Annotated in this window: 10 protein-coding genes; 7 read left to right on the forward strand and 3 right to left on the reverse strand. The window is 38.3% G+C overall.

Annotated features, from left to right (window positions below; all coding sequences use genetic code 11):
• Positions 1-17 precede the first annotated feature (17 nt).
• A complete protein-coding gene (locus GQR46_RS07940) occupies positions 18-563 on the reverse strand; it encodes a MarR family transcriptional regulator (protein ID WP_010552940.1) in 546 nt (181 codons plus the stop codon).
• Between the two features lie 205 nt (positions 564-768).
• Between GQR46_RS07940 and adhP the strand changes: the two genes are divergently transcribed.
• Positions 769-1779 carry an alcohol dehydrogenase AdhP gene (gene adhP / locus GQR46_RS07945; protein WP_007583268.1) on the forward strand — a complete coding sequence of 337 codons (1011 nt, stop codon included), beginning with the start codon at positions 769-771 and terminating at the stop codon, positions 1777-1779.
• A gap of 128 nt (positions 1780-1907) precedes the next feature.
• Here adhP and GQR46_RS07950 read toward each other — a convergent pair whose 3' ends face one another.
• On the reverse strand, positions 1908-4328 hold the full coding sequence (locus GQR46_RS07950; RefSeq protein ID WP_165740642.1) for a TonB-dependent receptor: 2421 nt from the start codon (positions 4326-4328) through the stop codon (positions 1908-1910).
• 217 nt (positions 4329-4545) lie between these two features.
• Positions 4546-5823, reverse strand: coding sequence for an amidohydrolase family protein (locus GQR46_RS07955; RefSeq protein WP_165740643.1), 1278 nt, complete (start codon positions 5821-5823; stop codon positions 4546-4548).
• Positions 5824-5977: 154 nt separating this feature from the next.
• Between GQR46_RS07955 and GQR46_RS07960 the strand changes: the two genes are divergently transcribed.
• The 6 genes from GQR46_RS07960 (at position 5978) to GQR46_RS07985 (ending at position 13400) form a co-directional block, all read left to right on the forward strand.
• Positions 5978-7819, forward strand: a complete 1842-nt coding sequence (locus GQR46_RS07960; RefSeq protein WP_165740644.1) for a DUF885 domain-containing protein — start codon at positions 5978-5980, stop codon at positions 7817-7819.
• A gap of 97 nt (positions 7820-7916) precedes the next feature.
• Positions 7917-8429 carry a YcgN family cysteine cluster protein gene (locus tag GQR46_RS07965; RefSeq protein WP_165740645.1) on the forward strand — a complete coding sequence of 171 codons (513 nt, stop codon included), beginning with the start codon at positions 7917-7919 and terminating at the stop codon, positions 8427-8429.
• Complete coding sequence (locus GQR46_RS07970; RefSeq protein WP_165740646.1) at positions 8429-8947, forward strand: RNA methyltransferase; 519 nt, start codon at positions 8429-8431, stop codon at positions 8945-8947. The genes GQR46_RS07965 and GQR46_RS07970 overlap by 1 nt, the downstream gene beginning before the upstream one ends.
• 70 nt (positions 8948-9017) lie before the next feature.
• Positions 9018-9911 carry a transporter substrate-binding domain-containing protein gene (locus GQR46_RS07975; RefSeq protein ID WP_165740647.1) on the forward strand — a complete coding sequence of 298 codons (894 nt, stop codon included), beginning with the start codon at positions 9018-9020 and terminating at the stop codon, positions 9909-9911.
• A gap of 85 nt (positions 9912-9996) precedes the next feature.
• Positions 9997-11253 carry a sugar MFS transporter gene (locus GQR46_RS07980; RefSeq protein ID WP_007583255.1) on the forward strand — a complete coding sequence of 419 codons (1257 nt, stop codon included), beginning with the start codon at positions 9997-9999 and terminating at the stop codon, positions 11251-11253.
• A gap of 257 nt (positions 11254-11510) precedes the next feature.
• On the forward strand, positions 11511-13400 hold the full coding sequence (locus GQR46_RS07985) for a methyl-accepting chemotaxis protein (protein WP_165740648.1): 1890 nt from the start codon (positions 11511-11513) through the stop codon (positions 13398-13400).
• The last annotated feature ends 35 nt before the right edge of the window (positions 13401-13435 follow it).

Below are 13435 nucleotides of genomic sequence, written 5' to 3' on the forward strand. Positions count from 1 at the left end.
AAGCCGCAATTGCGGCTTTATTCTTTTTTGAATATCTTATCTTTTAAGTCAATAACTTTACCAATTCCAGAACCTAGCTTCATCAGCTTATTAAGTTGCTCTGGCGTTAAACGTTGCAGCTCTGATGACCATTTAGTGACAGTTTCAAGTAGGTTGTGAATTTCCCCCATTTGTTTTTGTGCATAAAGCTCATCGTCGTTACTGGCTTCGTCTAATAAGTTATCGCGTAGTAATGTTAAGGTGGGCTCAATTTCGCGCTTTTTACGTTCTTCAAATACGCGATTTGCCATATCCCAAATATCGCCAGCAGGGGCGTAGTACTCTTTTCGGTCGCCAGGAATATGCTGCACTTTAATTAATTGCCACGATTGCAACTCTTTAATACCCATGCTTACATTACCGCGAGAAATACTAAGCGCATCTGCAATCTCATTGGCTGTCATTGGATTTTTAGTAATAATCAGCAAACCACACATTTGCCCAATCGTACGATTGAATCCCCAGCGGCTGCCCATCTCACCACAATGCATTACAAAGGCAAAATTCTTTTCGGATAAACTCATAGCTTAGTAACTTTCAGTAATTTCAGAAAGTAAATGCTAGCACGCTCATTTTGGATAGCAAGTTCTTAGCCATTTTATAAATTGATTTTAACAACTAAAGTATGATTTAGATTAATATTTATACATCTATATTGGGATATGTTGTACACAACAATACGTAAATAAATCCTTATTTTTAATTTTTTTCACATACGATGGAATGACTATGAAAGCTGCAATTAATAATGAATACAAAGGTAAATTACAAATAACAGATCTGCCAATTCCTGAGGTTGGAATAAACGACGTTTTAGTAAAAATAGCCGCTTGTGGCGTTTGCCACACCGATTTACATGCCTGTCATGGTGATTGGCCGGTAAAGCCAAAAATGCCATTAGTTCCAGGGCATGAAGGAGTTGGTGTTATTGATAAAGTTGGAAGCAACATTAAGCACTTAGAAGTTGGCGATAGAGTGGGTATTCCTTGGCTCTATAGTGCATGTGGGCACTGTGAGTTTTGCCTAGATGGCAAAGAAACACTGTGTTTATCGCAGCATAATACGGGTTATTCTATTGATGGTAGCTATGCAGAATATTGTTTGGCTCACGGTGATTACGTTGTAAAAATACCTGAGGGATTAGGCTTTTCTGAAGCTGCTCCATTATTTTGTGCAGGTGTTACAACCTATAAAGCATTAAAAGTATCTGGTGCTAAACCTGGGCAGTGGGTTGCTATTGTTGGTGTAGGCGGGCTTGGTCATTTAGCAGTACAGTACGCTAAAGCAATGGGTTTTAATGTAATAGCTGTTGATACAGGTAAAGAAAAACTCGCGCTTGCTAAAGAGCTTGGCGCAGATATAACACTCGACTTTAAAGAAGTTGTTCCTAGCGAAGCTATTTTTGAACAAGTAGGTGGCGCGCATGGCGTTGTGTGTACTGCGGTATCTAAAGCTGGGTTTGAACAAGCTTATAAAAGTGTACGCCGTGGCGGTAAATGTGTATTAGTGGGATTACCTCCAGAGGATATGCCGCTTCCTATTTTTGATACTGTGCTTAATGGCGTGTCAGTAGTGGGCTCTATTGTTGGTACACGTAAAGATTTGCAAGAATGCTTGGAATTTGCAGCGCAAGGTAAAGTAAAAGCGATTATTGAAGAAAAACGCTTAGAGGACATTAACGAGATTTTTGATGATATGCTCAAAGGTGAAATTAACGGTCGCATAGTGGTTACTATTTAATTTAGATTAAGCGTTTATAAAACACAAAAAAGCACGGCTTCTAAATTAGAAAACCGTGCTTTTTAAGTATTTAACTAACCTGAGCTCTGCTTGAGATAGATTTATTATCCAGAGTTCAGGTTAACTAGTTAAAGAGTGTAACTAAAACTTAGTTTTGCATTACGCTCTTCCCCTGGCATACCACCTAAAAACATCGCTTTTGAGTAATACTTTTTGTTGAACAAGTTATTTAAGTTTAACTGCATATGCCATTTATCAGTTGTATACGATACCGCTGTATCGTAAATCGTGTAACTTGGTACGTAACCATCAGGAATCGAGAATGAACTTGAATTAGTACTTCTGTTATCTACAAATGTAATACCACCACTTATATTTACAGCTTCAGGTAAGTTAAACATATCCGCGTAGTAGGTTACCCATGTACTTGCTGTTACGTAAGGCACACCTTTTTGGCGTGTGTCGTAACTGCTGCTGTTAGGATTACTTTTGTCACGTGCATCTTGATAAATACCGTTTACGTTTACTTTCCATTTATCATTTAAGTAAGCGTTTAAATCAAGTTCAATACCTGTTGTTTCTTCTTTACCATCATAATAGCTTTCAGGTGCATTTGAGCCTGATGTTAAAGCGTCATAAAGCGGATTTGCGTATTCTAAATTAGTACGAGAGCTTTCGAATATAACAACAGAAGCTAGTAGTTGATCATCAAACGCTTTAAATCTAAAACCTAAATCGTTACTCATTGATTCAGAATCTTCTCTGTCTGCTTCATTACCCGCCACAGAGCCTAATACACTATACGCTGTACGGCCTTTTGAATGATTTACAAATACAGATAAATCTTCAGATGGCTGGTACGTTGCACCTAGGTTATACGTTAAGCCAGAATCTGATGTACTCGCTTCAGGTGTTGGCTCTGCGCGGCTTGAGCTATAGCGCTCATCTACACCAAAGTGCTCGTAAGTTTGCTCAATTCGGTTATATGCTACACCAATACGCGTTGTAAGCTCTTCAGTAAGATAACCAACATGTTGAATGCCTAAGCCCCATGCTTGTACTTTTTTATTGTAGTCGCTGGTTTTAAGTGGATCGAAGTCATCAAAGCTGCCAGATGGCCAATTTGGTTCTCTTATATCGTAAATATACGGCAATGAACCTTGGTACGTTACATCACCATCATTGTTTGTGAGTACGTAATCTTGATCCCATATTGAGAATTGTTTAAAACGAATATCTCTATCTTCGTAGTTTGCGTTAATAAGTAATTCGTTATCTACGTCGCCTAACATAAAGTCATAACGTAAATCTAAAAAGTACTGCCACGATTTTTCATCTGCTTCTACCTGGCGGTATTCTTGACGGCGTGCTGCATACGGGTAAAGTACACCGTCTTCAACTAATGGAGCACGAGGGTCGTTATTTATAATTCCATCACGAGTAGAGTAAACGTAGTTATAAGCACCTGTTTGGCGTGCAAAACTTGATGTGTAGTTACGGTACTGTAGTTGCTGGTTTAAAAACAAATCGTCAGTAATGTAATAGTTATGCGTTAATTTAAAACGCAGCTCTTCACCTTCGTTGGCATCAGCCATTGGTGAAATAATACCATTTGTGCCAAAGCTATAAGGTGTTAAGCCATCAGATGCAGATAGCGAATTAGCAAGTTGGTCGCGTTGCGCATCACTTAACTGTACGCCGCTTCCTGTCGGATCGTTTACTAAATCGGCACCGGTTACTTCACCCGCGCTTAAACCGTTTGCAGTTTCTGCATTGTAAATACGAATAGGGTGACCAATAGAATCAACCGCTATTTCATCTTTAATGTATGCAGCAGAAAGCATGATGTTTTGTCTATCGTTAAGCACGTACTTAAGCGAGGTGTAAATTTCGTCGCGATCTTCTTTTAAATCACGAAAACCGTCACTTGACGCTGTTTTAGCCATTACACGATATGCTAAATCATCTGTTATCGCGTTAGTGCTATCAAACGATAACGAGTAGCTATCCCACTGGCCAAGCTCAGCCGATACTTTGTGTTTTTCTTCAAACTCTGGCTTTTTCTCAATTAGGTTAATTACGCCACCTGCACTACCAATGCCATATAAACCGGTTGCAGGGCCTTTTAAAACCTCAACAGATTCAACATTTGTAAGCGAACGAGTTGGATTAAATGTATTGCCTAAACCAGCACCACCATACATACCATCGTAGGTATAGTTTGCGTCTAAGCCACGAATTACTAAGTTATCACCAATACCGTAGTTATTACCTGCTTGTGTTAAACCACTTACGTTTCTAACTAAATCTTGTAGGCTATCTACACCTTGAGATTCAATAAGTTCACGGTCAATAATAACAACCGGTGCAGGTGTTTCCATTAAAGACATGTCTGATTTAGTCGCAAGACCAGAGCTCATCACCACGCGGTTTTGTTTTTCGTATACGCTGATGCGTTCAATATCAGAGTCAGCTGTAGTATTTTCGGCAAATGCCATATTTGCATTTAAACAAGCAAGAGTAATAAGAGAGTACTTAAACGTTTTCATAGAGTGATAACTATTCGCGTTATTGAATTTGCGCGAATGATAATGGTTATTGTTTTTAAAGTGAATGAAAAGTTCACTTTTTTTGATTAAATAGAACTGTTCGGGTAATTAATAAACAAAGTTAAGCCTATAAAAGGTACATTGTACCTTTTATAGGATGTTTGAGATGAGTGAGGGGTTTATTAAGGCTAAGTAAGCTCAGCCTTAATAGTGTGTTTTACAACTTGCTTTTATAAACAACACCGGCTTTCATTACAAAGGGTACTGACTCTAAGGTTTTAATGTTTTTAAGCGGGTTTTCTTTTACAGCAATTATATCAGCAGCAAACCCGGTTTTAATTTGTCCTAACTGAGTATCCATTTTTAATAACTTAGCGCTATTAATAGTAGATGCTTGAATGGCTTGCAGCTCTGTCATACCAAATTCAACCATGCGGCTAAACTGTTTTGCATTATCGCCGTGCGGGTAAATTGCAGCATCAGTGCCAAACACCATTTTCACACCGGCTTTTACAGCACGGCTAAAGCTATCACGTTGCCTTTTAGATACTTGGCGCTCTTTATTTAGGTTTTCTTCGTCTACGCCATTTTGCTCGCCATAAGTTAGCGTGTATTCGGTGTTATAAATATCCATAGAAAGCCAAGTTCCATGCTCTTTTGCAAGAGCTATAGCCTCGTCATCTAAAAAGCTGGCGTGCTCTACGCTATCAACGCCTGCTTTAATGGCTGTTTTAATTCCGCTTGTACCGTGTGCATGGGCTGCAACCGGTAAATCTCGCATATGGGCTTCATCAACAATGGCTTTCATTTCTTCAAAAGAATACTGCTGTGCACCTACTTTAGTCCCTTTTGAAAATACGCCACCTGTGGCGCAAAACTTAATAGCATTTGCCCCGTATTTAATATTTTCGCGTACTTTTATACGCGCAGCCCATGGACCGTCTGCGACGCCACTTGAAGTATATTTAAGCTCAGGAGGTAGGCGGTTGTTGTCACAGTGCCCGCCAGTAATTCCGAGTGATGGACCCGCAGCCCAAATACGAGGACCAACAATATCACCTGCGTTAATTCCATCACGCACAGCGATAACGCTATAACCTTCAGCGCCCACATTACGTACTGTTGTAAATCCAGCTTCTAATGTTTTTTTAGCAAAATAAGCCGCTTTAATTGCCATACGCGGAACAGATTGTCCTAAACGCTCACTACGAGAAACAGTTGGATCACTTGTTAAATGCACGTGCATATCCATTAAACCAGGCATAAGTGTTAGCTCCGGCAACGCGATATGCTCATCATTTTTAGAAAGCTTAGGTTTTTTGTTTTGTTCAATTGATACGATAACTCCGTTATCAATTGCAATTAACGGTGAACGTATTAACGTGCCGTTTTCTACATCTAACATTGCTTTAGCTGATATGTAAGTAACAGCTTGTGCATTGAAGCTGTTTAGGGACAGCAGGGCAATAGAAGCACTGAGCAATTGTTTTTTCATTTTATTCTTCTTTTAGAGTAGTTTGTGTCTTTCTTGACTCTACCAAGGTAAATTTAAAGTGCAAATAAATAGCGATAAATGCAATCTGTCGTAATTTCTTTATTAAGCGCTGTTAAATGCGCATAATCAAAAAACGATATTAAAAAGGATTATCATGAAATCAATTAAATTAGCATTAGTTGCCAGTGGCGTTATGTTTGCTTTAAGTGGCTGTATGAATACTGGGCTTAATACAAGCACTAACACCAGTGCGCAGCTAAACACAGTTAACGCATCGGCAGGTATTGTTTCAGAGCTTTCGGCAGAGCAACAGCTTGATGTACTTGTTGCACAGTATTACGATGAATCGCTTACATATAGCCCTATAAGCGCAACGTATAGTGGCCGTAACGAGTTTAACGATCAATTTACGCCAGCTATCTCAAAAGAAAATAGAGCAAAAAAAGCGGCTTTTTATAAAAAATATCAACAGCGATTAAACTTTATAGATAAAGCACAGTTAACAGGGCAGTCGCTTTTAAGTTTTGAAATATTAGAGCGCGACCTTGCACTAAAATTAGAGGGCATGCAGTTTCCTGATTATTTATTACCAATTAATCAAATGGCGGGTGCGCATAACACGTTTGCAGGTTTTGGCTCAGGTCAAAGCGCTCAGCCGTTTAATTCAGTTGAAGATTACACTGCTTTTATGTCGCGCAACGAAGGTTTTGTAAAGTGGCTTACTAGTGTAGAGCGCTCAATGGCTCAAGGTATTAAACTAGGTATTACCTTGCCAAAGCCTCTGGCTGAAAAACTGCAACCACAATTTGCGGCTCATGTAGTTAAAAATGCTGAAGACTCACTATTTTGGGGACCAATTAAAAAATTACCAGAATCGTTTAGCGCACAGCAAAAGCAAAAAATTACAGCGCAGTATCGCGAACTGATTATGCAGCACTTAGTACCAGCTTATAAAAGCATGAGTGACTTTTTAGCTAATCAGTATATTCCTAATAGCCGAGAAAGCGTTGGTTATAGTGACTTACCAAACGGTAAAGCATGGTACGAATACCAAATTAAGAAAAACACGACGCTTAGCTTATCTGCAGACGAAATTCATGAGATTGGTTTAAGTGAAGTGTCGCGCATTTTAAGTGAAATGAAAAAAGTAAAAGAAACCGTAGGTTTTAAAGGCGAGTTATCTGAATTTTTTGACCACTTACGTAATTCAGATGAGTTTTACTATAATACGCCACAGGAGCTAATTGCAGCATATGAAAACGTTAAGAAAAAAATAGATGCGCGTTTGCCTCTGCTTTTTAACATAGCACCAAAAGCACCTTACGTTGTAAAAGCGGTTGAAGCTTACAGAGCGCAGTCGGCTGCAGGTGCGTCGTATGCATCTCCTGCACCTGATGGCTCTCGCCCAGGCATTTTTTATATCAATACGTATAACTTAAAAGCACAGCCGAAATTTTTACTCGAAACCTTATCTATTCACGAAGCTGCGCCAGGACATCACTTTCAAATAGCTCTGCAACAAGAAATAGACGGCTTACCTGACTTTCGCAAATTTGGTGGTTACACCGTATTTGCAGAAGGTTGGGCACTTTACGCAGAAAGTTTAGGCAAAGAGCTTGGATTATTTACTGACCCCTACATGTGGTACGGGCGTTTATCAGACGAGCAATTACGTGCAATGCGTTTAGTGCTTGATACTGGTTTTCATGCAAAAGGGTGGACGCGTCAGCAGGGTATTGATTACATGCTGGCTAACTCATCTATGGCTAAAAGTGACGTAATAGCTGAAGTTGAGCGTTATATTGCATGGCCGGGGCAGGCGCTTTCTTACAAGTTAGGGCAGTTTAAAATCCAAGAACTACGTGATTATTCTAAAAAAGAACTCGGCAATAAATTTGATATTAAAGCATTCCACACGCAAATATTAATTGATGGCGCATTACCAATGCCAATCCTAGAGGAAAAAATTAAACGCTGGGTTAAATCTCAAAAGTAATTTGAACCGCAAAGCCAGTACTTTGAAAGGGTATTGGCTTTGCGCCATTTGCAGCAATACGGTAGAATGCGCGCTCTTTAGGGGGCACGAGTAAACTATGTTTGATCAACAATTAGCAAATACACAATTTTGGCTTAAAAAAAGCTTAAGCGACATGAGTCAAAACGAATGGGAGGCCATTTGTGATGGATGCGGAAAATGTTGTTTAAATACGTTTATTGATAGCGAAGATGAAGACGAATTTACCGCCACCGATCAGTTACGTGAAGGTGAGCAGTTAATATTTACTAATATTGTGTGTCAGTATCTTGATAACAACACCTGTGGTTGTAGCGAGTACGAAAACCGCCAAACGCTTGTTCCTTCTTGTGTAAAACTCACAAAAGAAAACCTCAAAGACATCTTTTTTATGCCGCAAAGTTGCAGTTACCGCCGTTTACACGAAGGGCGTGGCTTGGCTTCTTGGCATCCGTTATTAAATAATGGCGATAAAACAGAAATGCACGAGTTAGGGATTTCTGTAAAAGATAAAACAGTAAAAGATTGTGATGTGAAACTAGACGACTTTGATTTATACATTGCAGAGTGGCCAACAAAGGACGCTGATTAATGAGCAAACAACAAGCGGTAATTGGTTTAATTAATCCTAAAAGCCCAACTAATGTTGGTGGCGTATTGCGTGCTGCAGGGTGTTACGACGCTAAACAGGTTTTTTTTACTGGTAATCGTTATTTAAACGCCAAAAAATTCCATACCGACACAAAAAATGTACTTGAGCGTATCCCGCTTACCGAAACTGATAGTTTAGAAGTAGTAAAACCTGAAGGTGCTACCGTTGTTGTTATTGAACTTATTGAAGGTGCAACACCTTTACCTGAGTTTAAGCACCCTGAAAATGCGTTTTATGTTTTTGGCCCAGAAGATGGCTCTGTATCAAAAGACGTTTTAAAGTGGTGTGATGAAGTGGTATATATTCCAACTATTGGCTGCATGAACTTAGCGGCTACCTGTAATGTTGTTTTGTATGATCGCTTAGCTAAATTAGGCGGCGTTGAGAGTAGTGACGATACTATTATAAGCTCGCGCGATACAAATAATAAAATGAAATGGGAAAAAGCATCTGATTAAGGTTTATCAGTGCAAAAAGTTTAGTTGTAACTAAACTTAAAAACATGATTAATCATAAATAGATTTTTACATGCGCTGGTTTTATTTTATATTATTACTGACAAGTAGTAATTGTTTTGCAGAAACGTCAGTTGAATATTATCAAAATGATATTCAACATGTTTTAAATGGGCATTACCATAAATCAGGAGTGCTCTATGAAGCTAAAAAATCCAAACAAACACTTCATCTAGCTACTCTCGACTGGCCTCCTTATATTGGTAATAATTTATGTAATAAAGGCTGGGTTTATCAATTTTCAATTGCCTTGTTAAATAGTAAGGGCTACAGCGTATATATTGAATTTTTGCCTTGGGCAAGAGCTGTACGAAATGTAGAACTAGGCAAAGCTGATATATTAATGCCTGAATACTTTATAGAAGATACAGCCCCCTCCGATTATGTTAATGGTAAAACACGTCGAGAATTGCTCGGTTTATCTAATTCGTTTAAAGGTGGCGAAATTGCATTTTTAAAAAGGAAAGGCGATACAGACCGTTTCACTGGAAACTTAAAATCGCTTAAAGGGCAAAAAATTGGGGTTGTTCGTGGGTATCAAAACACACCTGAGTTTGATGCCATGATGGATAATAATGAGTTTGAAATTATTACCTCTGTTGATGATTTACAGCTTGTTCAGCTTCTGGTTGCTAAGCGTGTTGATTTGATTATAGGCGATCCCGACGTTTTAAAGTTCTCAGTTTCTTACTCCTCTTTGAGTAAACCTGAAAAAAACACCTTGCTTTCATCCATTGAAAAAGAAAACACCCCTTTGCAATACAACCCTTTATATTTTGCTATTAGTAAGCTTACACCTAACTGGCTTTTAGTATTAGAGGATATAAACGAAGGGCTTTATCAGTTTCATAATAGTGGCGAGATAGACCGTATTATCAATACGACAAATACTCAATGCAAACCATAAAATTGGAACGTTCCTTTGTTGCGCTGACTAATTTATATATAAACATGTAGAATCGTTTTCAACTTGTTAATGGAGTGAAAACGACGTGAGTGAAATAAATACAAATCAATCATTCGCGGTCAACGAACAGCCAAATAAAAATTATCTGTTTCCACTGACTGCAATGACGACCCTATTTTTTTTATGGGGTTTTATTACTGTTTTAAACGATGTACTAATACCACGATTAAAAGGCGTATTTGATTTAAGCTTTTTTGAAGCGATGCTAGTACAGTTTTGCTTTTTTGGTGCTTATTTTATTGTTTCTATCCCTGCGGGGATTTTAGTTAAGCAGTTTGGTTATAAAAAAGGGATTTTAACTGGTTTAATTGTGGCTTCAATTGGCTGTATGTTGTTTTATCCTGCTGTTGTAGTACATGAGTACTGGCTATTTTTGAGCGCTTTATTTGTACTTGCCGCTGGTGTAACGGTGCTTCAGGTTTCTGCCAATCCTTATGTTGCAGCTCTTGGGAGCGAAAAAACAGCTTCTTCTCGTTTAAATTTGGCACAAGCACTTAATGCGCTTGGTACTACCGTTGGGCCTTATGTAGGTGGTTTATTATTTTTTGGTACAGCAGGTAGTCTTGCTGCTTCTGCAGCAACTGCTGAGTCTGTAAAAGTGCCTTATTTAATGCTTGCTGGTGCCTTATTACTTATCGCTATTATATTTGCCTTTATAAAGCTTCCAGAAATTGAAGCCCATAAAGAGGAAAATAATGCTGCAGTAGAATCTCGTTCATTAACTCAAGCACCGCACTTAACTATGGGTGTACTTGCTATATTTTGTTATGTAGGTGGGGAGGTTGCCATTGGCAGCTTTTTAGTTAACTACTTTGGTGAGGCGCACATAGCAGGACTTGAAGAGCATACTGCGGCTGCACTTATTAGTTATTACTGGGGCGGGGCAATGGTAGGGCGTTTTATTGGCTCTGTATTATTACAAAAAATAGCGCCTTCTAAGGCGATCGCATTTAATGCATTTAGTATTATTGCGCTATTGCTGATCACCATTTTTACTCAAGGTGACGTCGCTTTATATTCAGTATTGGCAATTGGTTTATTTAACTCAATTATGTTCCCGACTATATTTTCAGTTGCAATCGAGCGACTAGGATCATTGACCAGTAAGGGTTCTGGTTGGTTGTGCTTAGCTATTGTAGGTGGTGCACTTGTACCATTACTGCAAGGGTTTATAGCTGACACAGTAAATATACAGCAAAGCTTTTTTGTTCCAATGCTATGTTATGTATTTATTGCATGGTACGGATTAAATGTTGTTCGCTTAGCAAATAAGTGGAAATAACAGACTATACAAGAGTGACTGAATACGTATTCAGTCACTTATAAAGCCACATTTAATAGGAACGTTCCATAAGTAATTAATACGAGTCACAATTTATTTCAATATTAGTCAGTTACCCCCTACAGCCATTTGTTTTTTAATCCTTTATCCTTATTTTTATCTAATAACCTAGTCACAAGCCTTATTTATTAGGACATTTAGCTAAATTTTTGCTAAAACTGTATGGATAATAAAGATAAATAATAAAAAGGATGTATATGCTTAACTCGTTGAAATTTACTTCCAAAGTGACTATTGCAGCCTCTTTAATTTTGGTTTTGGTGCTAGGGTTATTTACTTTTAATAACTACATTGCGATGCGCAAGCAAACCGAGCAGCAGTTAAGCCTAGTATTACAACAAAATTCCGAATCTGTTTCACAAAATATAGCGAGTTGGTTAAATGCAAAGTTGGCGATTGTTATATCAATTGCTAAAACCCATAAAGCTAATGATTCTAAAGTACTCACCCTTTCACAATTAAATACTGCAGAGCTTGCCGGAAGCTTTAAAAATACGTATATAGGTAAATCCAGCGGCACGTTTATATTAAACGATCAATCAGTTGTTTTACCTGCTGATTTTGATGCGACCTCTCGCCCTTGGTATAAATTAGTCGAAAACAAATCAAATACCGCTTTTACAACTCCCTATATTGATGTAACAACTAACGAGCTTACAATTTCAGCGGTAGTACCCATGCTACAAAATGGCCAGTTTAGCGGCGTTGCAGGTGCCGATATTGATATGCAAACAGTGACTAAAATTATTAACGATATTGATTTTTTAGGTCTCGGTTATGGTTTTTTACTCGATAACAAAGGTCAAGTGTTAAGCCATCCTAATGCTAAGTTAAACTTAAAAAATACATCAGACATTTTTGGTACTAATACGCCCTTGCAAAGTGAGTTTACCCAATACGAGATAAACGGAGAGTCTAAACTTATTTCGTTTACAAAAATTAGTGGTATTGAAAACGTAGATTGGTACCTAGGTGTTGTTATCGATAAAGATAGAGCATATATGAGTGTATCGACCTTTGGCCAAACTGCGGCCGTTTTTATGGTGATAGGGATCATTACTATCATTATTATGATGCAGCTTTTATTACGCTATTTAATGCAGCCTATGAACCGTTTAAACGATGCCATTAAAGATATAGCACAAGGCGAAGGCGATTTAACAAGGCGCTTAACCGTTGAAAATGATGATGAGTTTGGCGACTTAAGCCATTCATTTAATATTTTTATCGAAAAAATTCAGCATTCAATAGAGCAAGTAAAAGAGTCCACAGAGCAATTAGATACAGTTATTGAGAGCTTGGTATCACAAACACATTCATCATTGTCTATGTATGATGACCAAAGCAAGCGTACCGATAGCGTGGCAGCGGCTATTAACCAGTTTTCAGCTACATCAATGGATATTTCAAATAATGCAGAGAGTGCATCTCAGCTTGCTAAAAATGCAGATGAGCACTCAACACAAAACCAAGAAGCATTAAGTCACAGTGTTACAACCATCCACCAGCTTTCAGCTAATATGGAGAAAGCTCAGCAAACTATAAATAGTTTAAATACGCACACAGCCAGTATTGGGCAAGTGCTTGAAGTTATTAAAGGTGTAAGCGAGCAAACTAATCTATTGGCACTAAATGCAGCAATAGAAGCCGCTAGAGCAGGAGAGGCAGGACGCGGTTTTGCCGTTGTAGCAGATGAAGTACGCCAATTAGCACACCGCACTCAACAATCAACGCAAGAAATTGAAGATACGGTGAGCCAGTTACAAAAAGGCTCAAACCTTGCTGTAGAGCTTATGAAAACAAGCCTTCAAGACAGTGAAAAAAGCGTACAACAAGCAGATGCCGTCGGCAATTTAATGAGCCATGTTATACAAGCTATTAAGCAAATTAACGATGCAAATCATTCTGTAGCCAGTGCAACCGATGAGCAAAACCAAGTTGTTAAGTTATTAGATACTGATATTCAAACAATTAGTGCGCTTTCTATACAAGGCAAGGCTAACTTAAATGACACACTTAACGAATGTACCAAACTAAAACAGCAGTTTAGTGCTTTAGAAAATATGGTTCAAAAGTTTAAAGTATAAAATTAATGACTAAAAAAAATGTAAATAAACCAAAC

The sequence above is a fragment of the Pseudoalteromonas sp. Z1A6 genome, assembly GCF_011378745.1.
In the GTDB taxonomy this organism is placed as follows: domain Bacteria; phylum Pseudomonadota; class Gammaproteobacteria; order Enterobacterales; family Alteromonadaceae; genus Pseudoalteromonas; species Pseudoalteromonas arctica.